27 protein-coding genes and 1 pseudogene are annotated in these 25,069 nt (G+C 31.9%); 6 read left to right on the top strand and 22 right to left on the bottom strand.

Features of this window, described 5'->3' with window-relative positions; all coding sequences use genetic code 11:
* Positions 1-236 precede the first annotated feature (236 nt).
* Together METIG_RS07635 and METIG_RS07630 are read right to left on the bottom strand one after the other, a co-directional pair.
* Positions 237-977: a hypothetical protein gene (locus METIG_RS07635; RefSeq protein ID WP_013799638.1), complete on the bottom strand. Its 741-nt coding sequence runs from the start codon at positions 975-977 to the stop codon at positions 237-239.
* 9 nt (positions 978-986) lie between these two features.
* Positions 987-1,493, bottom strand: coding sequence for a DUF1616 domain-containing protein (locus tag METIG_RS07630; RefSeq protein WP_245527604.1), 507 nt, complete (start codon positions 1,491-1,493; stop codon positions 987-989).
* Positions 1,494-2,457: 964 nt separating this feature from the next.
* Here METIG_RS07630 and METIG_RS07625 point away from each other — a divergent pair.
* Genes METIG_RS07625 through METIG_RS07605 form a run of 5 tightly spaced genes read left to right on the top strand, consistent with a single transcriptional unit; the run spans position 2,458 to position 6,464 of the window.
* Positions 2,458-2,688 (top strand): hypothetical protein, encoded by a 231-nt coding sequence (locus METIG_RS07625; RefSeq protein WP_013799636.1) that lies wholly within the window; start codon positions 2,458-2,460, stop codon positions 2,686-2,688.
* Positions 2,689-2,700: 12 nt separating this feature from the next.
* Positions 2,701-3,462, top strand: a complete 762-nt coding sequence (locus METIG_RS07620) for a TatD family hydrolase (RefSeq protein ID WP_013799635.1) — start codon at positions 2,701-2,703, stop codon at positions 3,460-3,462.
* Between the two features lie 57 nt (positions 3,463-3,519).
* Positions 3,520-4,446, top strand: a complete 927-nt coding sequence (gene sppA, locus METIG_RS07615; protein ID WP_013799634.1) for a signal peptide peptidase SppA — start codon at positions 3,520-3,522, stop codon at positions 4,444-4,446.
* Positions 4,447-4,458: 12 nt separating this feature from the next.
* On the top strand, positions 4,459-5,211 hold the full coding sequence (locus tag METIG_RS07610) for a TrmB family transcriptional regulator sugar-binding domain-containing protein (protein WP_013799633.1): 753 nt from the start codon (positions 4,459-4,461) through the stop codon (positions 5,209-5,211).
* Positions 5,202-6,464 (top strand): oligosaccharide repeat unit polymerase family protein, encoded by a 1,263-nt coding sequence (locus METIG_RS07605; protein ID WP_013799632.1) that lies wholly within the window; start codon positions 5,202-5,204, stop codon positions 6,462-6,464. Before METIG_RS07610 ends, METIG_RS07605 begins: the two co-directional genes overlap by 10 nt.
* A gap of 104 nt (positions 6,465-6,568) precedes the next feature.
* Here the strand turns inward: METIG_RS07605 and METIG_RS07600 are convergent, their stop codons facing one another.
* The 16 genes from METIG_RS07600 to METIG_RS07525 form a co-directional block, all read right to left on the bottom strand.
* On the bottom strand, positions 6,569-7,588 hold the full coding sequence (locus tag METIG_RS07600) for an NOG1 family protein (protein WP_013799631.1): 1,020 nt from the start codon (positions 7,586-7,588) through the stop codon (positions 6,569-6,571).
* 137 nt (positions 7,589-7,725) lie between these two features.
* Entirely contained in the window at positions 7,726-8,115 is a 390-nt protein-coding gene (locus METIG_RS07595) for a DUF126 domain-containing protein (protein ID WP_013799630.1), read from the bottom strand.
* A 509-nt stretch (positions 8,116-8,624) separates the two neighbouring features.
* Positions 8,625-9,083 (bottom strand): aspartate carbamoyltransferase regulatory subunit, encoded by a 459-nt coding sequence (gene pyrI, locus METIG_RS07590; protein ID WP_013799629.1) that lies wholly within the window; start codon positions 9,081-9,083, stop codon positions 8,625-8,627.
* Positions 9,084-9,358: 275 nt separating this feature from the next.
* Positions 9,359-10,573, bottom strand: a complete 1,215-nt coding sequence (locus METIG_RS07585; protein WP_013799628.1) for a CBS domain-containing protein — start codon at positions 10,571-10,573, stop codon at positions 9,359-9,361.
* Between the two features lie 144 nt (positions 10,574-10,717).
* Entirely contained in the window at positions 10,718-11,413 is a 696-nt protein-coding gene (gene purQ, locus METIG_RS07580) for a phosphoribosylformylglycinamidine synthase I (protein ID WP_013799627.1), read from the bottom strand.
* A gap of 123 nt (positions 11,414-11,536) precedes the next feature.
* A complete protein-coding gene (locus METIG_RS07575; protein WP_013799626.1) occupies positions 11,537-11,830 on the bottom strand; it encodes a histone family protein in 294 nt (97 codons plus the stop codon).
* A gap of 59 nt (positions 11,831-11,889) precedes the next feature.
* On the bottom strand, positions 11,890-12,315 hold the full coding sequence (cobZ, locus tag METIG_RS07570; RefSeq protein WP_013799625.1) for an alpha-ribazole phosphatase CobZ: 426 nt from the start codon (positions 12,313-12,315) through the stop codon (positions 11,890-11,892).
* A 1-nt stretch (position 12,316) separates the two neighbouring features.
* Positions 12,317-13,213 (bottom strand): ADP-ribosylglycohydrolase family protein, encoded by an 897-nt coding sequence (locus tag METIG_RS07565; RefSeq protein ID WP_013799624.1) that lies wholly within the window; start codon positions 13,211-13,213, stop codon positions 12,317-12,319.
* A gap of 53 nt (positions 13,214-13,266) precedes the next feature.
* Entirely contained in the window at positions 13,267-13,455 is a 189-nt protein-coding gene (locus tag METIG_RS07560; protein ID WP_013799623.1) for a DUF2116 family Zn-ribbon domain-containing protein, read from the bottom strand.
* A 92-nt stretch (positions 13,456-13,547) separates the two neighbouring features.
* Positions 13,548-14,234: a UMP kinase gene (pyrH, locus tag METIG_RS07555; RefSeq protein WP_013799622.1), complete on the bottom strand. Its 687-nt coding sequence runs from the start codon at positions 14,232-14,234 to the stop codon at positions 13,548-13,550.
* Between the two features lie 224 nt (positions 14,235-14,458).
* Positions 14,459-14,662, bottom strand: coding sequence for a histone family protein (locus METIG_RS07550; protein WP_007044809.1), 204 nt, complete (start codon positions 14,660-14,662; stop codon positions 14,459-14,461).
* Positions 14,663-14,749: 87 nt separating this feature from the next.
* Complete coding sequence (locus METIG_RS07545; RefSeq protein ID WP_013799621.1) at positions 14,750-15,784, bottom strand: THUMP domain-containing protein; 1,035 nt, start codon at positions 15,782-15,784, stop codon at positions 14,750-14,752.
* A 146-nt stretch (positions 15,785-15,930) separates the two neighbouring features.
* Positions 15,931-16,872, bottom strand: coding sequence for a 2-phospho-L-lactate transferase (cofD, locus tag METIG_RS07540; RefSeq protein WP_013799620.1), 942 nt, complete (start codon positions 16,870-16,872; stop codon positions 15,931-15,933).
* 58 nt (positions 16,873-16,930) lie between these two features.
* On the bottom strand, positions 16,931-18,103 hold the full coding sequence (locus METIG_RS07535) for an MJ1255/VC2487 family glycosyltransferase (protein WP_048055591.1): 1,173 nt from the start codon (positions 18,101-18,103) through the stop codon (positions 16,931-16,933).
* A 138-nt stretch (positions 18,104-18,241) separates the two neighbouring features.
* Positions 18,242-19,255 carry a cell wall-binding repeat-containing protein gene (locus tag METIG_RS07530; RefSeq protein WP_013799618.1) on the bottom strand — a complete coding sequence of 338 codons (1,014 nt, stop codon included), beginning with the start codon at positions 19,253-19,255 and terminating at the stop codon, positions 18,242-18,244.
* A gap of 60 nt (positions 19,256-19,315) precedes the next feature.
* A complete protein-coding gene (locus METIG_RS07525; RefSeq protein ID WP_245527603.1) occupies positions 19,316-20,620 on the bottom strand; it encodes a DUF7343 domain-containing protein in 1,305 nt (434 codons plus the stop codon).
* Positions 20,621-20,858: 238 nt separating this feature from the next.
* Here METIG_RS07525 and METIG_RS07520 point away from each other — a divergent pair, with 238 nt between their 5' ends.
* Entirely contained in the window at positions 20,859-21,704 is an 846-nt protein-coding gene (locus METIG_RS07520) for a protein translocase subunit SecF (protein WP_013799616.1), read from the top strand.
* Positions 21,705-21,769: 65 nt separating this feature from the next.
* On the opposite strand, the gene METIG_RS07515 is transcribed toward METIG_RS07520, so the two are convergent.
* The 4 genes and pseudogenes from METIG_RS07515 to hemA all read right to left on the bottom strand — a co-directional run bounded on the left by METIG_RS07515 (position 21,770) and on the right by hemA (position 25,069).
* Positions 21,770-22,387, bottom strand: coding sequence for a stage II sporulation protein M (locus METIG_RS07515; protein WP_013799615.1), 618 nt, complete (start codon positions 22,385-22,387; stop codon positions 21,770-21,772).
* A gap of 15 nt (positions 22,388-22,402) precedes the next feature.
* Positions 22,403-23,623, bottom strand: coding sequence for a hydroxymethylglutaryl-CoA reductase (NADPH) (gene hmgA / locus METIG_RS07510; RefSeq protein ID WP_013799614.1), 1,221 nt, complete (start codon positions 23,621-23,623; stop codon positions 22,403-22,405).
* A 74-nt stretch (positions 23,624-23,697) separates the two neighbouring features.
* A pseudogene (locus METIG_RS07505) lies at positions 23,698-23,867 on the bottom strand (nucleotidyltransferase family protein); the annotation flags it as partial.
* Between the two features lie 17 nt (positions 23,868-23,884).
* Complete coding sequence (gene hemA, locus METIG_RS07500; RefSeq protein WP_013799612.1) at positions 23,885-25,069, bottom strand: glutamyl-tRNA reductase; 1,185 nt, start codon at positions 25,067-25,069, stop codon at positions 23,885-23,887.

The following is a 25,069-nucleotide window of genomic DNA, read 5'->3' as shown; positions in this document are numbered from 1 at the left end:
AGAAATTTTAACTGAGTATTTCATGTATCTTCCTAAAGACAATTAATATAAATATGCCAATCAATATATAGACTATTATATTCAATTTTTCCTGAGTCTCTTTAGAGAAGTATGGTTTAAATATTTCATACTCTATAAGAAATCCAATTAATATAAGATTTAGGTAAAGATCTGGAGTTCTTACAAAAATGGAAAGTATAGTGATATATACAACCAAAATAATCAAAAATATTGTTTTATACTTCATTCTCTAACACCATTAATCTTATTCTTATTCTATCCTTATCTTTTTTGATCTCTTCAATCTTTAACATCCTATTTAAAACCCTACTAATAACTAAAATTATAAACCCACACACATGGCAAGGAAATCTCTCACATAATTTTTCTTTTTGCATTCTTTCACAGAATTCAGCATTTTTTATCCTATAATTTATAATTACTTCCCTACCTTTAAATTCCACAACTACATCTCCACCAAAGTTAAAAAGAGATAAAGTATAAGAAAGACAATCTTCCAAATTTTCAGTATTTATATTAGAAAATTCTTCTCTCTCCAAAATTTTTAACATACTTTTACCTAAAAGAGGAAACACCAATCCCATTTCTTTTTTATTATCCGAATTTACAAGTAATATGTTCTCATCTATTAGGGAAAGATTTATTCTATAATCTTTCTCAATAGGAAGAAATATGACTCCAGATCTTATATTACCTCCTTTTGAAATAACTATCCCTTTGTTTTCAATCTCTAAACTTCTTATCAATCTTTTAATTAAATCAATATAATCGTTGAAAAGTTTAGTGTTTATATCATACTCGTACTTTTCATAGGAGAATATTGTCATAATTGAACCTATTAATATTAATCCAACACCTATATTAAAAAAATAAAATATATCTTCTAAGTATCCATAAATTCCCAATGAAATTCCAAATATAACACATAATCCACCAATTACCCTTAAGATATTCATTCGATCCCCTTAAATAAGTTCTTCTTTTTCTTTTACATTAACCCATAAGTGTAGTTCTCTATAAACCTTTCTTTCATCATCTTTTAATAATATAAACTCTATCTTATGTCTTCCAGGGATAGAAATAGAAAAGTTTAAAGGGATTAGTATAGTTTCATTATTTCTTAAATATACCTTTTTTGATAGTGCATATTTGTAGGAAAGAGTCTCATTCCACTTATTTAGGATTGTAATATTTACAGTGTAATTGTAATCATAAACTTTATCTGAAAGAAAAGCCAAGATCGTATAGTTCATATCTTTATACTCATGATTACTAACACCAATAAATACCATAGCTGATTCATTAATTAATAAATCTGTAGGATAATCATAGGCTTTTAAATCTTTATTTAATATATAAAATTCAGTAAATCTCTCTCCTATTTTTGGGGCATATATTAAGTAAATTGTCCCTATAATGCATAAAATTAAAAGAAATAGTAAAAAATATGTTAAAATTTTCTCTAATTTCATATTCATTCTTACTACCTTGGTATTGTTTTATTCTTTTAAAGTTTATATTTTCAAACTTAAAGAGTGATAATTCCACATAAAGAGATTAATATTTAATTTAATATTTAAGCATAATTTTTAACCAAACTTTTATCGTCATGTTTTGTCCCTTCATATTACCGATATTATTTACACCAAATACCTTTTTATTACTTACTGATGCGAAATATAGTCGTGTGCGAAATAGTTGAATAATCTACGATTATTCAACTTCCCTGCAACCGAATGTTGCAGTGGATTTTTAAACTTATTTATACGTTAATGAATTTTTAAATAATCGTTATGCATTCATTAAAATTTGAAATAGCTCTATAATCATTAAAAATTTACCAATAGCATATTTCCAAATTATACGGCAAAACCTAAAGGTTTTGCCAAATTTTCTAACGCATACGAATATAATTTTGGGATACCACAATGGCAAATATTACAAAGAAATGGCTTATGTCCTCCATGAATTGGTGTTATTATATAATAAGCATGAGATTGCAAAAGAAATAGTTGGATACAATAAAATCAAGTATTAAAAAGGGCTAAGGGATTGATGAGATTGCTACTAATCAAAATGAAGTTAATTCATGTTCATAAATATTTAAGTGTGAGATAAAAGTTAGATATTATTACTTTATGGAATTCTTTATAATTTTATTATTAACAAGCAATACCATTAAAAAGATGAAAGAAATTAATTAACATTCATAAATATTTAAATACGTGATGAGAATTAGAATTCCAACAATAAAAAAATAAAAAAGTTTTTAAATGATACACATCCAACAATTAGAATAGAAATGCTAAATGTTGTAGAACATTTATTAAATTCGAGATACGAAAGTGTAGCAAATACATTACTACCAGAACTGTTAAGTTTAATTGACGATGAAAAATAGACTGAAAAAGGAGATTAATATCAATAATACCAAAATTGGTTGTTAAGGATGAAGACATCGATAGTATAATATGCAAATGCATAGACGCACTAAAAAAATGTGAAAATGACTTTGTAATGTATATATTAAGGTTATTGAACCAACTATCACCATCAAAAAAGTATGCTGAAGATGTGATAAATGTCTTAGATAAATTTGTGGATAATTATGATTTTGAAGATATAATTAGCAATATTTTGGAAAAATACAACAATATTATACAATAAGGGGTGGGAATAATGATTGATGCACATATCCATGCAGATACAAGACCTTATGAGGACTTTGAGATGATGGCATTATGTATGGATGGAGCGATAACATTAGCTCATGACCCATTTGAAATGAAATCCTCTGATGCTTGGGTTTCCCATGTTGAGAGATTAATTAATAATGATGTGAAAAGAGCACAGGAAAATGGGCTAAAATTGTTTGTGTGCGTTGGTATCCATCCAAGGGCAATACCAAAAGATTACGAAAATGCTATTGAAAAGATAAAAGATTTTGTTAAAAATGACGTTGTTGTTGGGATAGGGGAGATTGGATTAGAAAAGGCAACAAAAGAAGAAAAAGATGTATTTATAAAGCAGTTGTTGTTGGCGAAGGAGTTAGATTTGCCTGCAGTTGTTCACACTCCAAGAAGAAATAAAGAAGAGATAACAAAAATTATAATAGAGGAAATAAATTCACTCGACTTAAAGAATGAAAAGATTGTTATTGACCACTGCAACAAAAATACAGTGAAGGACGTTCTTGATATTGGATGCTATGCTGGCTTAACCGTCCAACCAAGTAAATTAACCCCAATGGAAGCAGTTGAAATTGTTAAAGAATTTGGTGGGGAAAAGATCTTGTTAGATAGTGATTCATCATCAGCACCATCTGATATACTAAGTGTACCAAAAACAGTATTAAAGATGAAGCTAAATGATGTTGATAAAGAGATTATAAACCTTGTTTCACACGAAAACGCAAAGAAATTGTTCAATTTGACAATCTAAATTTATTCTATACTAAATTTATTTGTTTTATTTTTTTAATGAGGTTGTGGTGATATTATGAGAAAATTGTATATTGCTATGGGTTTTATTTTTATTTTAATACTTGCATTAGTGGTCGGAGGAACCTTGATCCTCTTTTCAGATTTTGATTTTGGTAGAGGAAATATTGCTGTAATAAATATAGAAGGTCCCATAGTTCTAAAATCAGAAGATTCTGGACTTTTTGGGCATAGAAAAATGGGTGCATTGGATTATATAGATTTACTCGACAGAGCTGAAAAAGACAGTAACATAAAAGCCATTCTTTTAAAAATCAACTCTCCTGGAGGAGAAGTTATAGCAAGCGAGAAACTCGCAAGAAAGGTAAAAGAAGTCGCAAAGAAAAAGCCAGTCGTAGCTTACATAGAAACCATTGGAGCTTCTGGGGCATATATGGTTGCATGCCCAGCAGATTACATTATTGCAGAAAAGCACTCAATTGTTGGAAGTATTGGAGTTAGAATGGATGTTTTACATTATTATGGCTTGATGAAGAAATTAGGTATCAATGTAACAGTTATAAAAGCTGGGAAATACAAAGACATTGCTTCACCATATAGACCAATGACAGAGGAGGAGAGAGAATATTTAGAAAAGATGATAAACGAAACATATATGGATTTTGTAATTTGGGTTGCGGAGAATAGGAACTTAACTATAAATGAAACATTAAAAATTGCGAATGGAAAGATATACATGGGAAGTGATGCTAAAAAAGTCGGCTTAGTTGATGAAGTTGGAACAGAAGAAGATGCCATCAACATAACCGCAAAATTGGCAAATATAACAACTCCAAAAGTCGTTGAATACAAAGGTGAGGACTTCGGATTATTTAATGTGCTTTATAGTTTGCTTTATAGTTTTGGTTATGGGATTGGGGAAGGACTAGGTGAAGTTTTGGTAAAAATGGACTATAAACCATACAAAACATACATTATGAACTAATGGAGGGAGTTGATGAAGAAAATAACGCTCTTAGAAATTTTGGTCGTAGTGGCAATACTTACAACCTCTTTTGCAGTTGGATATAAGTTTTTGAAAAGTAATAACAACACTGAGTTTAGTGGAGATGAGATGTATAAATGTGCGTGGATTGCAGATAAGATTATAAAAAAAGGTTTTCCATTATATGCGGAGATAGAGGGTAGATGGACATCATCAAATGAAGAATTTAAAGATAAAGTTTTAATCACAAAAGCTAATGGGGGAACCTTATTTGCTATATACAAAAACCAAACAATAACGATTGGAGGAAAATTAGCATCAAAAGAAGATATAGCGGCAAATAAAATAAAATTAATGCCATTGGGAAACACCATAATAAAGTATGAATTAGCCCCTATCAATGCACATTCATTCAAAGATATAAAAACCAAGATAGACATTCCAGAGCATTTAACAGTTTTAGATGTTTATGTCTATGGAACTTTTGGTATTGATTCAAAAACCTATTCCCCATCTGAGCAACAAAAGATAAAGAACTATATTCAGTATTCTATACCAAATGCTAACCTGTATTTTACTTTTGGCGGGGTAATTTTCAACGGTAAGGTAAATTTAGATTATTTGGATGATTTAGATAACTTATTAAAACCAGAGAACATAACAACTTCAAATTTAGACGTTTATATTATAGTTAATGAAACAATAAGCCAAATAAACATGAGTAAATTAAAATTTAATGACGTAAGGCTGATAACATGGTCTTAAAAATCAAAGATTTTCAAAATCGAAGCGAAGCTAAGAGCTGCAAAATCCAAAAGATTTTACTTAATCTCTTTGAGAAAATAAACATAAATCAGTTGGAAATAAAACCCAATCATCTCTTTTTATTTTTGGTTTGTTTATTTTTGGTGTTTTCCAATGTTTCAATAACAACATCAATTTTGGTATTGTTGTCGTCGTTGTTTTTTTATGTTTCTTTTGAAGTTGGAGAAAAGTGGGGAGAATTAAATATTAAAAAAAGTTATAATCCACATAATATTTTTTGGTATAAAATCGGAGTATTTCTCATATTAATTGGGATTATTTTTACAATTCTTGATTTAATTTGGGTTAGAGGAATTCCACTGTTTGAACCTGCATCAAGAAAGTTTTTGAATGTTCAATTTACTATGCTTTCTCATCTTCTTCCCCTTGGATGGGCAATAGTTGTAAGTTCTTCAAAATTAAATGAAATCTCTAAAAATACACTGCCCAAATTTAATGAAATATCAAAAATAAAACATTTCCTTAAAGATTTCTGTAAGTTTGAATTGTCCTTATTCTCTGACAACACAATAAATATAAAAAGGATTATTGTCTATTCTTTAATATTCTCAATGTTCATAGGACTTTTAGGTTATAGAACACAAGTTATGGTTTTGCTATTGGCAACTGCATTTAGTGTGTATTACTCAAACAAAATAAAAACAAAAGATGTTTTGTTACTATTTTTGCTTATATTTTTGGTTTTGTTTGGTCTGTCAGTTTTTAGGTTGTATGTGCTTGGTGTTGAAGGGAATCCAATAACATCAAGAATAAACTTAACTATGAGCATCTTAGACATCCTAATCCAAAATTACGCTGGCTATTTTAATGGGGTTGTCCATGCATCAATCTTCTCATCTTGGAATCTAATTCCAGGACCTTCAAGTGGACCAAGAACAATAATAGCAAATAGCATTGGCGTTGGTGGGGTTACAATAACACCAACGATCTTTGGGGCTGTTGTAATGGATTATGGCATTTTAGGACTTATCCCATACTTTGGAATCCTTGGCATAATTATGGGCTTTTGTTATAAAGTGGCAAAAAAGGTTAAAGGTATCTGTTTGGGGTTTTATTCCATAATGGTTGCATATTTACTCGTTGGAATAGAAACAGGCATCTTAGATTTTGAGGTCGTTTTGTTTTATGTAATTGGATTTTTATTGTGTTTAAAAGAAGCATTTAAAAATAAAATAACAACTACTCTACATTAACTCAATTTTTATTTTTGACCAAATTTTTTATAGTTCTTCATTACACTTTCTAATCATTTCATAAAGTCAAAAAATAAAAAATCAAAAAATAGAAAATAAAATAGTTATTCAGTTCTCAAAAGTTCATCAACAATGATTTTCTTCAACTCATCAAGCCCTATATCCTTATCTGCTGATATTTTTATTACTCTGTAATCTTTAAGTTTTTCTTCAATTTCCTTCAACCTCTCCCCATCAACTAAATCAATTTTGTTTATTGCAACAATTATCGGCACCTTAAACAAGTCACTAACCTCTTTTAATAAATTTAGTTGCTCCTCTATGCTATACCCACAGTATTCACTTGGATCTAACACAAACAAAATCATATTTGCCAAATAATTCAATGCAAGAACTGCCTGCAATTCAATGTCATTCCTCTCATATAATGGCCTATCCAACACCCCTGGAGTATCAACAACTTGAATATCTTCTCCAATATAACCAACGTTTAACCCCTTTGTTGTGAAAGGGTAGGAATTAATTTCTGGCTCCGCACCGGTTAACTTTCTTAAAAGTGTTGATTTTCCAACGTTAGGATATCCTGCTATAACTAATGTTGGCAACTCCTTCACTGTTGGGAGGTCTTTTAATTTCTCCCTTGCAACAGCAAGAAATGCCAAGTTAGGATAAATTTGCTTTAATATAGATGCTGTTCTTCCAACAAACTCTCTCCTAAACCCTGATGCTTCTTTTGGAGTTTTTGCCCTCCTTGCTTTTTTTGCATATTCATTACCAAGTTTCTTTACAAGGTCTGACGCCCATTTCACGGCACCAAGTGATTTTTTAAATTCATCAATTCCAACCATAACTTCTACAAGTTCTTTATAGAATGGCTTCAACCTGTCTATTGATGGGGTTTTTGATATGATTTTTAATAAGTTATCTGAAACCACAGATGCCATGGTTCTAATTTTGTGTTCCTCAACGGTTCTTGATTTAAGTAATTTTGGAACACCTATTAGTGTAGTCCTTAATTCACTTGCTACCTTTTCACCTCTTCTATAGGCTTTGTCCATAAGTTCTTCTGGGGTTAAAATAGTTGGCATCTTTTTAAATGGGTTAGCATCTCCTTTTTTTCTCATGTTAATCACCTTATAAATTTTAATTTTAATTGTGTTAAAATAGAAAACTGTTAAATTATTTTTAATTCCCAAAAATAGGAATTAATTTAGACTTTTCACTATTTTGTTTTCGTTAGTTATTTAGTTTGCCATTATTTTTACTCTTCTTTTATAATAACAATACCTCTATTTCCATCAACAACAATCCTATCTCCATTCTTTATTTTTTCTATATCAACTTTATCGACAAGTGGAATTTTTCCTAAAATTGCCCCAGTGGATACAATTGGCTCGCATTCTTTATTAACAATGCCCTTCAAAATTCCTCTTTTTGCAAGACCATAAATTACATAAGAACCAACGGTGCTTCCTTTCCCATAAGGAAACACAAATATTTTATCTTTTAAACTCTCTCCATAGAGTTCACTATTTTTATCGATTATAATGCCTTTTTCATTAACCCCTCCCAAAAAAGAGAAGGGTTCTTTCGATACAATTGCTATCCCCTCTGCAATGCCCTTTGATATGCTCCTTCCTCTCAACTCCATATTTATCCCTCAAAACCATAAAAACGAAATTATTACCATTAGTTGTCGCTAAGAAAGCACCGCCCTTTAGGGCAGTGATGAATTCTGACAAAAACCTACGGTTTTTGTTATAGTTGTTTGCCAAATTTCTTGCATGAATTTAGATGCAACTAAATTTTTAAAAGGATGATAAATCAATTGTAAAATCCCAAATAAAGGTTAATTACTTCATACAATTTAATGAAGTTTTTGTTCATTTGTAAGGCAAACAACTATACTCTCCTCGCTTGCGCTCGGAGATTGGGGAGGCGGGTGGGACAAGCATAAGTTATATATAATCGAATTTAGCATATCATTTATTGCCCCCAGTCCACGTTATTAATGGGTGGGATTTTCGAAAATCCCACCGCTGGGGGCGTTGTGTTGAGAGAAGGTATCCCCGAATCTCCTAAACGGAGATAGGGGTAGTGGCTTTGGCGGAGCCGGGGAGGGCGAGGTTTTTAACCTCTGCTCTCCCGAAACTCCGCCCTTTAGGGCGGAGAGCCGTCATATATGATGGCACTTAAGAATTTTTCGCAATATTTGCATCTAATTTTTAATGGATTTTTGCTTTCTATGACAAATTTTCCTTCAACATTCTCCCTATTTGTTATACAATTTGGATTTGTGCATTTTAAAAGTCCTTCAATATAATCTGGGATGTTTACTTTAAATTTCTCTACAACCTCACCATTCCTTATAATATTTATTGTCGCATCTGGGGCAATTAGAGCTATTTTATTTACATCATCTGAGCCAAGTTCTAATCCCTCTATTTTTAGAATGTCCTTTTTGCCCATCTTTTTTGAAGGAACATTCATAGCCAACATAACAGGTAAATCATCCGGTATCTTTAAGATGTTATAAACGTCAAGTGCCTTTCCACTTTTGATGTGGTCTATAACAGTGCCGTTTTGTATAGGTTTTACTTTTAGTTCTCTATTTTTCATGGCACACACCATTAAACAAAATTTAATAGTCAATAAGGAAAGTGCTTACAATAGAGCTAGGCTAAGGAAGGATGCCGAGCAAAGCAAGGCATCCTATCCGTTCCAAACCGAAGGTTTAGGTGATGAAATCCGAAGGATTTCATCGATTGATCAACTTTTACTAAATCAACTTTTACTAAAAGGTGAATTATAAATACCTAAATAAATAAAAATAAAATTATAAAAATAAGAAGAATTTAAGCAAATTTTGTGAATAAAAGCAGAAAGGAGAAAAATTATTCTACCTCTTCTTCTTTGAGTTTCTTACCAACAGTTTTTGGGTGATATCTTTCCCTATCAGCATCTATTTGTTTTTCAACTGATATTAAAGCATGTTTCAATACCTCAATGAAGTCCCATCTTTGTTTTTCTGATATGTATCCAATGTCCTCTCCTTCTGCCTCTAATCTCTTTGTCTTTGATAATTTTGGTGATGCATCTCCAACATACAACTTGTTTGGTGTTTTAACATATACAGTTATGTGGTAGTATGGTGTTCCCCCTTTGTCATGTTCTTTCTTAATGTTTATTTTTATCCAGTGTATTCTTCCTGCATGTTTAACCATTTTCTTAACTTCTGTTGCAATAATTCTTTCTGCCAAGTCCTTCATTTCCTCATCTAACGCCCCATGAAGTTCGACTTCAATCATCGCCCCCTTCTTCAAGTCAGCAATATACTTCATTATGTCCAATCTTGTTACAATCCCCCTCAACATCTTATTCTTTAAAATTGGAACTCCCCTAATGTCATATTCTTGCATTAATTTTGCAACATCTGCAACTGTAGCGTTTACATCTGCTGTTATTAATGGGGAACTCATTATTGACTTAACCGGTTGTCCCATTCTTGGGGTTTTTTCTCCTGAATATTCCCCAACAGTCATTCTTCTTTTTGGTTTGAAGACCTTCTTCAATATGTCATCTTCTGTAACAATGCCTATTGGATTTTCCTCATCATCAACAACTATTAATCTTCCAATGTTGTGTTTTCTCATTAATGACCTTGCTTTACCAATGCTTTCATTTTCATGTATGGTTATTGGGTTTCTTGTCATTATTTTTGATACTTCAACATCTTTCAAGATTTTTGAGGTTGCTGCCCTCTTCATTATGTCGTAGTCAGTTACAATCCCCACCAATTTACCCTTATCATCTACGATTGGTGCTGCTCTCTGCCCACTGTCGATTAATTCACAAACCGCATCCATCACTGGAGTGTCTTTGTGTATGCAGTGTGGTTTAAACATTAACTCCCCAACATGCTCATAAACTGATGAAGCCAACAACAAATCATGCATGGTTACTAAGTATAACTCCCCCCTCTCATCAACAACTACTAAGTTGTGGAAGTGGTTCTCTTCCATTATTCCTACTGCTTTTGTTATTGGCGTGTCTGGTGTTACTGTAACTACTTCCTTTGTTGCTATTTCTATTACTGGTTCGTTCAACATGTATCTCACCTTTTACTAAAATTTATTTTCATTATAATATAATTTAACTAAATTGGCTATTTAAACTTATCTCAAATTAAGATTGAAAAAAATTAATTTTTGGATTTTTACAACCTCATTGGTAGATTTCAATATCCATCTCCTTTATTTTTTACTCTTTATGTACTCGAGCATTCCTTTAAACATCCTAAGACCATCATCTGAACCCAGTATCTTTTCACTTGCCCTTTCTGGGTGTGGCATTAGCAATACACAGTTCCCATTCTCATTACAAACTCCTGCTATATTATCTATTGAACCATTTGGATTTGCATTTTCAGTAACTTCTCCATATTCATTGCAGTATTTGAATACAATCATATTTTTCTTATACATCTCCTGCAAAGTGTCCTCATCGACGTAGAATCTTCCCTCAGCGTGAGCAATTGGAATTTTTAAAACCTCTCCTTTTTTGTATTGGGATGTAAATGGTGTTTTATTATTTTCCACTCTAATATAAACCCACTTGCAGATAAACTTTGCATTTAAGTTGTTTGTTAATGTTCCGTAAGAAAATCCTGCCTCTAAACCAATCTGTGCTCCATTACAAATACCCAAAACTGGTTTTCCTTCTTCAACCATTTTTCTTAAGGCGTTTATTATTGGGGTTCTTGCACTAATCGCTCCAGCCCGTAAATAATCCCCATAGGAAAATCCTCCTGGTATAACAGCACCATCATAACTATCTAAATTCTCCTCAGTAAACCAAACAATCTCTGGCTCTCCTCCTGCCAATTTTACAGCATGATAAACGTCCATATCACAATTTGTCCCCAAAAACTTTGTTATTGCTATCCTCATTTTTCCAACCCCTCAAATTTTAAGGGCTATTTGTGTTTTAAAAAGGCTTTAAGTTATCTTTTAATTAACTGTAAAATTTCAAATAAGTTTATGCCTTCAATATATGGCTATAATTTAGATTTTTTACTCTAATTCAGATGAAATTACATTTAGAAACTCTCTTGTCAATATATTCATCTTTTCTGTTCTATTGGCAAGTTCTATGATTTTTTCTCTAATTCTCTCTTTATCACATTTTTTAATATCTCTTGCTTTTATGGTTTTTCTATTATCTGCCCTTGCATTTTCCTCTGCGGTTTTTGTGGTGATTACAATGATCTCCTCTAATATATTTGAAAGCTCCTCTACGGCCTCAGATGAGATGTTCATATCTGTGTGTTTTTTCATAATCCTTTTAATGGTTCCCTTTGGTATCAAAATAAAACCTCCAACTTAAATTTTCAATGGGATATATATTTAATATTATTTATTGATTGCTATTCCGAAAACACCTTAGACATGCATCCTGCAATTAAACCAGCAATGGCATCATCTAAAAATAATCCCAACTCCTTAATAATCCCAGGTTTTTTTGCATCATACCATCTGAAATTAAATATTGCTCTTGTCCCTGCGATCTCATTTGCTATTGCCATCCCAATAACCTCATCCACATATATATAGTTGGGATCTTCATCATAATTAAAAGGCAAATTACCTTTTTTTCCCTCCTCCTCCAACTTTACTGCTGCTATTAGCAAAGTGGAAACATTTGGATTGTTTAGTTCTTTTATTATTGTTTCTTTTAGTTTTTTCCTTATTTTTTCCTTCTCTTCCTCCTCACAAATGCAAAGTTCCATTCCAGAATCAACTAAATCCTCCAAAGTTATTCCAAAATTTTCAAGGATTTTCAATATATTCATTTTATCCCTCAAACCTCAATTTATATAACTTCTCCGCCAAACTAATTATATAATCCCTATTTTCTAAGCCCTCAATCCATTTTTTTGGTATATTGTTATAGCCATAATAAGCCCCTGCCATTGCTCCAACCATGGCTCCTAAGCTATCTGTATCCCCTCCAGCATTTACCGCCTTGATTATTGCATCCTTAAAATTATCTGTCCTTAAAAAACACAGTATTGCAGAAGGAACACATTCAATAGCATCTATTCCAGTTCCAAAAATCTCAAAACCCTTCTCAATATCTCTAATATCTTTTATTAATCCTATCCTCTCTGAAAATTTGGGACAAACGTTATTTATAAATTCACTGCATTCATTTACTAATTCTTCGTCTTTCCTATCCTTTAAAGCATTAAAAATAAAGAAACCTACTGCTAATGCCCCAGCAATTGCTTCATCATTGTTGTGTGTTATTTTTGATGCTTCAATGATGTTTCTCTTTAACTCATCTAAATCTCTACAATACAACGCTAAAGGAGCGACTCTCATCGCTGCACCACAAGTTTTTGAATTTATTCCCTCCAATTTTCCATTGATTAGGTTTTTTATGGCCTTTTCACTTGTGGGACCTATTCCCCTCGGTTCATTTTTATACCATTCTATGAGATTTTTTATGAATAACTCATCACTAAAACCTTCTTTTGTTATCGCCTCTGCAAGTGCAATGGTTTGTTGTGTATCATCAGTATATTGTCCCGCCTTTAAATAGGGCTTAAAATGATTCTCTGGGTTTTTGTAGTCATCTATTATTCCGTAGATTGACTTTATCTGCTCCTTTGTTAATCCCTCAGAAGGCATTCCCATTGCATCCCCTATAGCCACGCCAACCAAACAACCTTTGAACTTGTTTAGCATAAAATCACCAAAAAAATAATAAAAAATAAAACAAAAAATAAAAACGGAAATGTTTATTTAAAAAGCACCATAGCAATGTATGCAAAGATAATAATCAACATGGCAATAAAAAATATCTGTTGACTTCTCATCATCTTTTTTCTCTTTGCTATAAATTCTTCCTTACATTTTTGAGAACAAAAACTTTCCTCTGGAGGAATAGATATTCCACAGTTTAAACAATGCCTATGGGGAGGAATCATAATTTCACACTCAATTTTATTTTTACTATCTTTATTTTTGGTTATTTTTCAATTTATAATTTTATCCATGCATATATTTATAAATTTGGAATTTATTCTTCTGGCTCAATAACCGTCCCATTATGTCCGCCAATAACTGCCTTTAAAATCTCTTCTGGAACCCCTTTAACAACAACTGCCCTCATTTTTGCCCTATCTATGATTTTTGATGCCAATGGATCAACAACACCAGAAGAACCTGCTTTAATAGATGCTGATATGGTTAAATCAACGAGTTCCTTTGTTGTTATTTTCGTTAATTTTTTGGCATCTGCATATTTGTTTGGATCTTTGTCATAAACACCATCAACATTTGTCGCTATGATTAGCAAATCAGCATCAATAAATTCTGCCAAAGAAGCGGCAACAGCATCAGTTGTGTGTGCTGGATGAGTTCCACCCATAACCACAATTTTACCCATATTCAAAATAGTTTCTGCCTCTTGGAAGCTTGTAGGGACTTTTTTCATTGCATAATCTCCCAACGCTGCAATTAAAAGCATAGAGTTCATCCTTGTTGCCATAATCCCAATCTCATCACAGAACGATTCGTTTGCCTTAAGTTCCCTTGCAACAGATATGTAGTTCCTCGCTGTCCAACCACCACCAACAACAATACAAACATCATGACCCAAATCCTTTATTTTCTTAAATGTTTCCGCATATTCTTTAATTTTCTCTACAGAGGCTCCATCTTTTGGCATTATAACCGAGCCACCAAGTGCAAAAACAGCCCTCATCAAAAGCCCTCCATTAAGTTAAATTTACAGAATCCTAATTAGTTAAGTAATTAAAACTAAAAAAATTAGAATGTATTTTGTTATGGTTGCACAAAATATAATCCATAGAGATATTTAAGGTTTTACCTAAGTAATTTGAAAATAGAAACATTTAAAAATAGAAAATAATCAATATCCATAACTCATAAAAATAAGTAAGGATAATACATATACTGCAATGTGACTTAACCTCTTAAAGCCATCTTAATATCTTCAACTTTAACTGTCTTTCTACCTGCGTGCTTAGCTAATGCAGCAGCTTCTTGAGCAATGTTCATTGCAATTTCTTCTAAAGCCTCAGCAAAGAATTTACCTGCTTCTTCACTTACCCTCTCAGCACCTGCCTTCTTCAAGATTCTTACTACTGGTGCAACTGGAAGCTCTGCCATAGAATCACCTCGAAATTTTTATATTTTTAAATTGGATAAAAGGGTATATAAATTTTTCGGAAATTTTAGATAAAATTAGGTAAAATCTTAAGCTCTTTTCTGACACATTAACGTTACTTCATTTTTGGTATTTGCCCTTAAATTCATTATCTTCAATATCTTTATATTTGCATTTTCAAAGATTTTTTTAACCTTATCGATATCTTCTTTTACGTTATATTTATTTTCAGATTTTATTGTGTGGATTATATAGCCATTTTCCTCCAAAAATTTTGACAATTTAACCGTTAACAATGCAGATTCTTCTGGATATAGATTGGTGTCGTTGGTTAGTAGTTGGCATTGTGGTAAATCCTCAACGTCCTCCGCTCTCTTTTTTATGTGGATGATGTTATCTTTTTTTATCTTTAACTCCCCAGTATCTATTGCATAAACAACTTTTGCATTCTCTGCCAATACCTTTGCCCAGCCACCAGGAGCAGAGCCAATATCTATTACCACATCAACATCAAATATATTAGGATATCTCTCCACCAATTCCCTCATCTTTCTTTCTGACCTGTTTAATGGTCTCTCTATGTATCTTTTTAAGTATTTTGATTTTTTTATGTTCTCTTCATGCCTAAATTCATTAAAATTATCATCAAAAATTGAGATGTATGCAGTATCTTGAAGAATTTCAATATTTATCTTAAAATCGTAGTTTTTTAAGTCAACCTTTAAATCAAAACTTTTTAAGACCTCTTTTCCAATAAATCTCTCAACTTCTTCACTTGTGTATTTATGCTTTCCTCTTCTATTGCATCTAACGACAAAAGATTTTCCAGTAATTAGTTTATTTTTTAATAATTTCCTTTTTAATAAAAAAATGGTGTTTTCTTTTATACTCTCCAAATCTGATGGGCACTCAACCTCCAATGGAACAGCGCGCATCAAAAATTTAAATTTATCCTTTTCCTTCTTTATTGCCTCAATAGTTTCATATGGGCTTTCAGATAAAACCTTTAAAAGTCCTCTAAACATAGTGTATTTTATAATTTTCTTTATGCTTAGGGTCTTTAACTCTTCCTTTAAATAACCTTCAAACCCCGGCTGTGTTGTAACTAATAACGTAGGTTTCATAATCTCACAATTTAGTTGTTTGCGAAATTTTTTTACATTTGTTTACATAAAATAATAAAAAATTTTAAATAACTCTTACTCTTCCTTAAATTTTGAAATAATGCATAATGACTTCGTAGAATTTCTTAAAAGTTAATGTCCAATATCTAACACAAACAACCATAACCTCTAATAAACTCTAATATTGCCTTTGCAAGATTTATTTTATCATTTAATGTTTTCATAATAGTGTTTGTTACTAATGTTTCGCATTTTATCTTATCTGCTTTATCTGCATCAACCTCATCAATAACCATGACATCAACAATATCCTTATAAAACTCATAAACCCCTAAAACATCAACACTTAACCCTTTAGCTTTCATTAAAGTTCCAGCAGGACCGCTGACTGCTTTATCTCCAACAATTGGGGAAACTGCAACAACAAACTTATCATTTAAAGCATCTTTTATATCTTTAATGCTCAATATTGGACCTATTGATGTTATGGGGTTTGAGGGACCAATTAAAACAAAATCGCTCTTTTCTATTGCTTTTAATGCCCCTTCACATCCTTTTGCATATTGTGCATTCTCATAAATTACATCAACAACATCAACATTCCCTCTCCTTTTAACCCAAAAGTCATGAAATTTAAGAAGTACCTTCTCATTACCTTCTTTTGCAAGTATTTTTGTCTCAACTCTATCATCCGTCATAGGATATACCTCTGCCTCAATACCCAACGCCTTCCTTTCCATATCAATAACTTCTGACAACTTAAAGCCTTTTTTAAGGAAATGTGTTTTATGCATCTTTAATGCCCTATCTTTATCCCCAATCCTCAAAACCTCATCAAATCCAAGTTTTTTCAGTTGTTCATGGCAGTAGAATGTATCTCCCCTTATTCCATACCATGTTTCTTCATTTATCAAATCCGTCAAAGTATATAAAACGGTATCAACATCAGGAGACAAATATAAATCCCCTATCCAGGTATCTTCCCCAGTATTGACGATAACTGAAATATCTTTTTGTGGAATAACCTCTTTTAACCCCTGAATGAGTTTTGGTGTTCCAGTTCCTCCTGAGAGAACAGATATTTTCATTATTTCACCGCCCTAAGCATCCACATGTATTTTGAAAACTTTGATTTCCAAAAATGTATTATATTTTTGTTCTGATTTTATGTATTGTTCTTAAATACTCTTGCTTTATGCGTGTCATTAGATTCCTTTTTTTGCGTTTTAGCCTCTTAGATATTATCTTTCTTATATTTTCTCTTCCATTGTATTGTTTGCAGAGTTTTTTAAGTTTTTTAGCATTTTCAGCGTAGATTTTGTTGTTTTGAATTTCATTTATAGCCATTTCCAATTTTTCAATTTCGTTGTGAGAAATAGTTATCCCACATGCTAAATCTTGCACTTTCTTGGCGTTGTTTTCCTGCTCTGGGTGGTTTAAGTCAGGTATAACAATGAGTGGCTTACCGAATGAGATACCCTCCATTATTGTTGAATGTCCACCATGGCACACTATAAAGGAGCAGTTTTTTATTAACTTTTCCATATTATTCGTAAATGGGATTATCTCAATATTTTTTGGATTATCCGTTAATTTATTTACATAACTTTCCAATTCTCTCCCTACCCCCCAACTTCCACAAACCAATTTAACATTTAAATCATTTTTCACTGCAATTTCTGCTAAATACTTCAAAATTCTATACCTATACTCAAATCCACCAATGACACTCAATATGTAGCCCCCATCTTTGATATTTTTTGGTTTGTATCTTATTAAAGGCCCAATAAACTCTAAATTATCAATAATTTTTAGGTTGTATTCACATATAGTGTAAGGCAAAGGCAAATCTGGAACTAAAACCTCCTCAGCAGACCTGTTAATAACATTCAACATGCTCATAACAGGATAAACAATGAACTTCTCTTTTTTATCAGTTTTTGTGTAGTTTTGGTTTGTTATAATGTAGTAGGGTTTTTTTAAGAACTTTGATGCTATAATAGTGCTATACTTGCAATCGGAGATTATTAAATCAGGGTTGTAGTGTTTTATTATTTCCCTTTCCCTTTTAATTGCCTTAGTTGGGTTGTATTCCTTATTAAATATGCTCTTTTTAATATCAAATTTCCCCTCATACCCCGTTAATTTGATTTCCGGATATGTTTCAAAAACCTCATACCCAAGAGATTCAATGTAATTTTTACTTTTTCCATAGGCAATAAATGCTATATCGTAGTGATTTTTTAATTCTTCTGCTACTGCAATGCATCTTGTCGTATGTCCAAACCCTTCCCCACAAACGGAGATTAATATTTTCATAAGTTTCACCATCGTTCAGCTTCCATAAGAGATATCATTATTAAACATGAACATAATAACATGAAGGTATCACAAATATCTCAATGTATTCGCAAGATAGAATATTTTTATACCATAAATAATATTTATTCCTCAATTTTATTTTTCAATATACCTCCTAGCATATTCGTAGGGAATGTTATATTTCTCAACTGGTAATTTTTTAGCCCAAAGTTGTGTTTTTGCTTCATCAATTGCCTGTTTTGCATTTCCACTATTTTCATAAAGTTCTTTTGCCTTTTTTAATACAAGGATATCAACTGCAACTGCAATACTGCTTTCGATAGGGTCATCTTCCAAGTATATAATTGTGTGCCCATCTAATATTACTGGGACTTTAAGATATTTTGATAATAGCATAGCAGTTGGTGTATTTTTAGTTATTAAGATGCCTTCTCTAAAATCCCTAACCTCTATTTTCTCATATCCAAATTTACAGAGGTTATTGTTGTAGCAATACTTTACATTATACTTTGGTTTTTTAAATATTATAATCTTTCCAGGAAATTCAAATACACAATCTTTGCTATATTCCCCAACAAATATTTTGTGGTTTTTGTGCATTTCATAGATTTTAACAGTATCATTCTCATAAACTCTAATTGTATATTTTGGGTTTAAGATTTTTAAAGATGCATAATATGGCACATAGAAATTTGAAACAGTGACAACATCATCAAAATCATAACCATTCACAAGGCAGTAATTTAGATAGATGCTTTCATTTGAAACTTTTTTATTTTTTAATTGATAATCAATTATTTTTTCAAAAGTTTCTGCCCTATCATTTCCCCAAATTCTCACTGTTGGGGCGTATTTCTCCAACTTTCTCTCAACATTTTCAGATATTGCCTCTGGCCCTCCAATAATGATTATATTTTTTGGATTAACGATTTTTATTATCTCTTCCACTTTTGGATTTAGATTGTCTTTTTCCGTTTGGAGGATTATGGCATCTGATTGATACGCGTAATTTGCTACTGCCAAACAATCTGCCCAATTGTCATTGGTAATTATTACAGTATCAACTAAAGATGGCTTTTCCCCAATTGTTAATGCGTCAATGCATGGAATTAGTATTAGTATTATTGTTATTAATTTTAGATATCTCATAACAACCCCTCCATTAAAAGTTTAAAAAATAATTAATTATTTTAAGAAAAATTAAGTATTTTAGTCATTTTCCTTCAGAACATCTTCAGAAAGGATCAGTTTGTTTATCCTTCCAATCTTTATCTTTTTTATGATGCCTCTCTGCTCCAAATCAGATACAAGACGTGAAACCTTAGGTTTTGTCATTCCAGTAATTTCAACAATTTCCTTTTGCGTTATTGAACCATGCTTTGCTATTAAATCAATAATCTCCTTCTCCTCATCTGTTAAAACATTCATTAATATGTCTCTCTTATTGGATTCATATTCTTTAATTTTGTTTTCCAACATTTTTATGTATTCGTCTTTTTTGTTTATTGAGTCCTTTAGTGTTTCCAGTTCTTTTTTGTATCTTTCTGACAATTCCTTATATGCTTCAAGTTCATCTTTTATTTCATCAATTTTTGATAATTCTTTTTTCAATTCTTCAATTTTCCTTAAACATTTTTCATATTCTTCCTTAATTTTTTCTATTTCATTGTCTTTTTCAAGAATTTCTTTTTTATATGCTTCAATGTTCTTATTTACATTTTTTAAATCGTTGTTTAATAAGTTATTTATCTCATTTAATTTTTTAACTTCTTCATCTTTTTTCTCCAAAATTTTACTTAAATTTTCAATCTCATTTTGCATTTCACTTATTTTGTTTTTGTATAGTTTGTTTTTTCTTGTTGTGATTACAAGGAAGATTATTGAAATCATCAATAGTAAAGACACACCTACAAACCCATAAGTTAATGTATTGTTGGTTATGGGCTTTGTGATTATTGCATAGGCCACTGTTGCTGTGAATGATTTCTCATTTTCCAGTACCTTTTCCCATTTAATAACGATTCTTTTCCCATCTGTGTCAACAACATAACCTTGTGGAGTTATGCTTAGGAATCCTTGGGGGGAAACTACCGCTGCTCCTGGGGGGAGTTTTATAATTAATTCAAACTTTGATTTAACGGCTGGGACACTTATAGACAGTAATTTTTCCCCATTTTCTTTATCCCAAACTAAATTATTGCTATCAAATTCTAACTTTATCTCTCCACGTTCTCCCTTTTTTATTGGATTTTCTAATTCAATATATATCTCAGTGGCTCCCTCAATTAACTTTGCAGAATATGATTTAACCCCCCTGTCTGAATAAACCTCCAAATTTTTTAGTGTTTGAGGAACGATGTAGGTTATATCCTTAATATCTTCAGAATTGTTGTTGAATATTAAGAGTGTTATGGTCTCATGGACATTGTTGTTTGCATCCACATCGCACACTACTTCATATTTCTCAAAGGATATTCCAAACCCAGTATTCAAAAACAACATTATTAAAAGCAAAAGGCATATTTTTTTGAGCTTTATGTTACCCACCCTTTGAAGGCTTTTAACACTAAAATATTTATAGTATATCCGAAAAGTGTTTGTAATGAATAACCTCATAAGAGAAAATTATAAGCAAAGCCCCTACATCCCAACCCTTTGATTAAACTTTTTAAAAGTTTCTTATAAATAAGGTTTTGATTATAAGATATTTGTTTAAATCCTTGTTTTTAATATTTTTGGTGGAGGGAATTTGATGAAAATAAACTACAAGATATTGACAATAGTTCCAATAATACTAACCCTTCTTTCCGCTATTTTTGTAGCAGTGCATGGCATTCCAAAGAGTATTGATGTTGTTGGAGGAACAGAAATTACCATAAAAGCCCCCAAAGATACCAATATTGAACAACTAAAAGAAATCCTAAAAAATGCAGAAGTTAAAAAACTTGAATCCCAATCAGGAACATTTATTGTTATTAGAGTGGATAAAAACACAAATATTGACGAAGTTAGAAAAGTATTAAAAGAATTCTTTGGTGTTGATGACTTAAGTAAGTTAGATTATGGTGAAAAACAAATTGGACCTTCACTAAGTGAGAAGTTTTGGGAAGAAGGGATTAAAGCAGTAGGATTTGCATTTTTGTTCATGGCCGCTGTGGTTTACTTTGTGTTTAGAAACCCAATACCAAGTGGTGCCGTGATTCTTGCGGCGTTATCGGATATTATATTGGCACTTGGGGGAATGAGTTTATTTAGCATTCCTCTCTCAACTGCAACAATTGCCGCATTGTTAATGCTCATTGGTTATAGCGTTGATACTGACATCATGCTAACAACAAGAGTACTGAAAAGAAAATCTGACGGTTTAGATGAGAGAATTAAAGATGCTATGAAAACAGGAATAACGATGTCAGTAACAACCATTGTGGCGATGATGGTGCTTTATTTGGTTGTTACTTTCTTTGTCCCAGTTGCAGAGACGTTGAAAAACATTGCAGCAGTATTGTTAATTGGTTTGATAGCGGATTTAATGACAACATGGCTTACAAATGCTGGGATACTTAGGTATTACATAAGTGAATATAGAAAAGAGAAATAATTCCAATCTACTTTATTTCTCAATTTATTTTATTTTTTACTTTTATTTTTCGTCCATTTTTTATTTTATACCCAATTTGAGATAAGTTTAGTTATAGTCCCCTCAATTACAGCAGCAATAACAAACAATAAAATTGACACCAAAAATATCCTTAACGAATCTTTTAAATCTTCTCTTTTGTATTCAAAGTGCTTTTTTAATGGTTTTATTTTAATTGTTGAGATTATCAGGCATAAAATTCCTCTAAACAATACCAAACCACTTGATGCGGAAAGTATCAATGCAGGAATCTCAAAGATTCCGTGGGGAGCAATTAGCAAAAAGAAATCCAGAGGATTTGAAATATAAAGAACATAAGCCAATAAAAAGGCATTAACAATTAAAATAGCTAATGACATAATCATTCCAATGTAGTTAATGATTGCAACTGAAATATTGTTGGATAATATAACTAAAATTAAAACTAATGATGGTGTCTCTTTTGAAATTCCAAGAGAACTTACCTTATCTCTAAAATTGCTATACATTAACTCCCCGAAATACCTCAAATATTCAGATTGGTGTATTAAAATATATGATAATATAAAGGCAGAGACGAACACAAATGCTGTAAAGCCTATTGTATGTTTGTGTCTTTTCAATGCTTCCATTATTTCCAAAATTTCGTAAACTGCCCTACTCATAAAAATTCACCAAAATTATCTTCCCAATTCAGCATGTGCCTTTGCCAAATGCCCTGCTGCCAATGCTCCAAGTAATGAGAGTTCTCCTGCTAAAACCGCTCCCCCAACAATTTCAGCAAACTTTAATGCCTTATCACTTCCATAACACCCAAGCATTTCAAGGCATTCCCTCTGCGTTTCCACCCTCGTTCCTCCTCCAACAGTCCCAATTGGAACATCTGGAAGTGTGACTGAGAAATACAATCCCCCCTCTGTTGCCTCAGCAACTGTTATCCCTAAACTACCCTCAACAATATGTGCCTCATCCTGCCCAGTTGCTAAAAAGATAGCACCAATAATATTAGCATAGTGTGCATTGAACCCCATTGAATTGCTTATTGCTGAACCAATAAGGTTTTTATACATATTCACTTGCTCTATTGCTTTTGATGTTGTTTTTAGATACTTTTGGACATATCCTTCCTTTAAAAATACCTCCGCAACAATGCTCTTCCCTCTTCCTTCAATTAAATTTATTCCTGAGGGTTTTTTATCCACACATGCATTTCCACTCAAAGCAACAGTATGGACAGTTATTCCCTCTTTCTTTAATTCCTCCTCAATAAAGTTACATGCCTTTTCTGTTGCAATTGTGACCATGTTCATTCCCATAGCATCCCCAGTTTTATAGACAAACCTTGGATAAACATATCTCCCAACAATGAGTATTGGATTTATATCAATTAATTTTCCATGCCTTGTTGTGGATTCAGCAACCTCTTTTATTTTTTCAAAGTTCTCTTTTATCCAATCCCTCAACCTTATTGCATCAACAACGGAGTTTGTTTTTATTACTGGGGCTCTTGTCATCTTATCCGCTATAACTCTAACTGTTGCCCCACCGCATTTGGTGATAACTGAACATCCCCTATTAACAGACGCCACCAAAGCCCCTTCTGTTGTAGCCAATGGTATGTAAAATTCTCCTTTTGCATACTCCCCATTAATCTTTAATGGTCCAGCAAAGCCGAGAGGAATTTGAATAGCCCCAATCATATTTTCTATATTCTTTTTCATTGCCATCTCTTCATCTATTGAGTATTTATCTATATAGCCAAATGTTGTGTTCGTTACCTTTTCAATAAATCTTCTCCTTATCTCCGTTGCTTTCTTTGCATCAAACATGCTCTCAAGTTGGTAAGGTTTTATTTCGCCTTTAATCATTTTTTCTACAATTTCATCATTATTCTTTGGCATTTTGTCACCATTTTCAATTTATAGTTATTTGTGAATTCTTTACAATATTAATAAATCAGATAAATAATATTCTAAATTAAATCAAGAGCTTCATAAAACTCAACTAAAATATCAACATCCGATGTTTCTTTTTGCTCATTTCTTGTATAAGAACCAAAAATCTCAATAGATTTAATTTTGTATTTTTCTTTTAATTCTTTTTTATGCATCTTAGAATTTTTATGATTTCATTTAGAGTTTTCATATTCTTCCCTCATTTATTTATGAACTATACTTTGTTTTTTCACATATTTCTTTAATAACCTCTTCAACAAATAAATCTTTTCCATGCAAGTGTCTCTCTTCAATAACATTTACAAAATCATAGATAATTTTCTTAGAGAATGCCTTTGAAAAGTTCTCCAAAATTTCCTCTGGACTTTTGTTTTTATTTTTTAGCATATTAACTGCTTTTTCAACTTCCTTTCTCCTAATACTTTCAATGTAGGTTGTGAAATTCTTTATAAAGTCCTGAATTTCAAGTTTTTTAATTTGTCTCTTCAAATTCTCAAACTCTTCCATTATAATTTTTTCAACCTTTGGAATCTCCTCCTTTCTTTTCTTCAAATTCTCTTCGGAAATGAGTTTTAAGTCATCAATGGTAAAAAGCTTAATGTGGGGGAGTTCCCTAACACTATCATCAACGTCCCTTGGGTTAGCGATATCGATGATTATTGTCTCTCCAACATCCACCAAATCTTCTTTAGTTAAAATTTGATGGGGGGCTCCTGTGGCACTTATAACAATGTCCGCATATTTCAATGCCTCTTTTAACTTATCAAAATGTATTGCAATACCACTCAATTCCTTTGCTAAACGTTCTGCTCTTTCATATGTTCTATTTGCTATAATGATGGCTTTTATGATGGCTTTTATATGTCTCTCTTTTAATGCCTTAGCCACAAGTGTTCCGATTTCCCCAGCACCGATTAGTAGGACGTTCTTATTTTTTAATCCAAAAATCTTCTCTGCCAACTCAACAGCAGCACTTCCAATTGAAACTCCGCCCTCATTTATTTTTGTCTCACTCCTCACTCTCTGCCCAACATGTATCGCCTTTAAAAAAATTGTGTCAAGGAATTTAGTTGTTTTTTTCAATTCCTTTGCTTTTAAATAACTCTTCTTAATTTGCCCGAGTATTTGATCTTCTCCAACAATCATTGACTCTAATCCAGATGCTAATCTTAAAAGGTGCAATACTGCCTCATCTCCCTCCAAAATATCAAATTTGTCAACATCAATATCTATTTCATCAAGATTGTCAACATCAAAATATATCTCAACCCTATTACACGTCTGCAACAAAACACACCCATCAAACTTCTCATAAAACTCATCTTCATCCATTCTAAGTTTTTCAAGTTTCGATGTGGGGTATTTTTTATAATCTGCCTTGAGTAGAATCAT

This window comes from Methanotorris igneus Kol 5 (assembly GCF_000214415.1).
Classification (GTDB): domain Archaea; phylum AGJL01; class Methanococci; order Methanococcales; family Methanococcaceae; genus Methanotorris; species Methanotorris igneus.
Note: the sequence above shows the minus strand (reverse complement) of the source record. Positions and strands in the feature narration are given on the sequence as shown.

What these genes read in the sequence shown, in the direction of transcription:
- METIG_RS07635 (WP_013799638.1), bottom strand. Translation starts at nt 977, where the DNA reads ATGAATATCTTAAGGGTAATTGGTGGATTATGTGTTATATTTGGAATT.
- METIG_RS07630 (WP_245527604.1), bottom strand. Translation starts at nt 1,493, where the DNA reads ATGAAATTAGAGAAAATTTTAACATATTTTTTACTATTTCTTTTAATT.
- METIG_RS07620 (WP_013799635.1), top strand. Translation starts at nt 2,701, where the DNA reads ATGATTGATGCACATATCCATGCAGATACAAGACCTTATGAGGACTTT.
- sppA (WP_013799634.1), top strand. Translation starts at nt 3,520, where the DNA reads ATGAGAAAATTGTATATTGCTATGGGTTTTATTTTTATTTTAATACTT.
- METIG_RS07610 (WP_013799633.1), top strand. Translation starts at nt 4,459, where the DNA reads ATGAAGAAAATAACGCTCTTAGAAATTTTGGTCGTAGTGGCAATACTT.
- METIG_RS07605 (WP_013799632.1), top strand. Translation starts at nt 5,202, where the DNA reads ATGGTCTTAAAAATCAAAGATTTTCAAAATCGAAGCGAAGCTAAGAGC.
- METIG_RS07600 (WP_013799631.1), bottom strand. Translation starts at nt 7,588, where the DNA reads ATGAGAAAAAAAGGAGATGCTAACCCATTTAAAAAGATGCCAACTATT.
- METIG_RS07595 (WP_013799630.1), bottom strand. Translation starts at nt 8,115, where the DNA reads ATGGAGTTGAGAGGAAGGAGCATATCAAAGGGCATTGCAGAGGGGATA.
- pyrI (WP_013799629.1), bottom strand. Translation starts at nt 9,083, where the DNA reads ATGAAAAATAGAGAACTAAAAGTAAAACCTATACAAAACGGCACTGTT.
- METIG_RS07585 (WP_013799628.1), bottom strand. Translation starts at nt 10,573, where the DNA reads ATGTTGAACGAACCAGTAATAGAAATAGCAACAAAGGAAGTAGTTACA.
- purQ (WP_013799627.1), bottom strand. Translation starts at nt 11,413, where the DNA reads ATGAGGATAGCAATAACAAAGTTTTTGGGGACAAATTGTGATATGGAC.
- cobZ (WP_013799625.1), bottom strand. Translation starts at nt 12,315, where the DNA reads ATGAATATATTGAAAATCCTTGAAAATTTTGGAATAACTTTGGAGGAT.
- METIG_RS07565 (WP_013799624.1), bottom strand. Translation starts at nt 13,213, where the DNA reads ATGCTAAACAAGTTCAAAGGTTGTTTGGTTGGCGTGGCTATAGGGGAT.
- METIG_RS07560 (WP_013799623.1), bottom strand. Translation starts at nt 13,455, where the DNA reads ATGATTCCTCCCCATAGGCATTGTTTAAACTGTGGAATATCTATTCCT.
- pyrH (WP_013799622.1), bottom strand. Translation starts at nt 14,234, where the DNA reads ATGAGGGCTGTTTTTGCACTTGGTGGCTCGGTTATAATGCCAAAAGAT.
- METIG_RS07550 (WP_007044809.1), bottom strand. Translation starts at nt 14,662, where the DNA reads ATGGCAGAGCTTCCAGTTGCACCAGTAGTAAGAATCTTGAAGAAGGCA.
- METIG_RS07545 (WP_013799621.1), bottom strand. Translation starts at nt 15,784, where the DNA reads ATGAAACCTACGTTATTAGTTACAACACAGCCGGGGTTTGAAGGTTAT.
- cofD (WP_013799620.1), bottom strand. Translation starts at nt 16,872, where the DNA reads ATGAAAATATCTGTTCTCTCAGGAGGAACTGGAACACCAAAACTCATT.
- METIG_RS07535 (WP_048055591.1), bottom strand. Translation starts at nt 18,103, where the DNA reads ATGAAAATATTAATCTCCGTTTGTGGGGAAGGGTTTGGACATACGACA.
- METIG_RS07530 (WP_013799618.1), bottom strand. Translation starts at nt 19,255, where the DNA reads ATGAGATATCTAAAATTAATAACAATAATACTAATACTAATTCCATGC.
- METIG_RS07520 (WP_013799616.1), top strand. Translation starts at nt 20,859, where the DNA reads ATGAAAATAAACTACAAGATATTGACAATAGTTCCAATAATACTAACC.
- METIG_RS07515 (WP_013799615.1), bottom strand. Translation starts at nt 22,387, where the DNA reads ATGAGTAGGGCAGTTTACGAAATTTTGGAAATAATGGAAGCATTGAAA.
- hmgA (WP_013799614.1), bottom strand. Translation starts at nt 23,623, where the DNA reads ATGCCAAAGAATAATGATGAAATTGTAGAAAAAATGATTAAAGGCGAA.
- hemA (WP_013799612.1), bottom strand. Translation starts at nt 25,069, where the DNA reads ATGATTCTACTCAAGGCAGATTATAAAAAATACCCCACATCGAAACTT.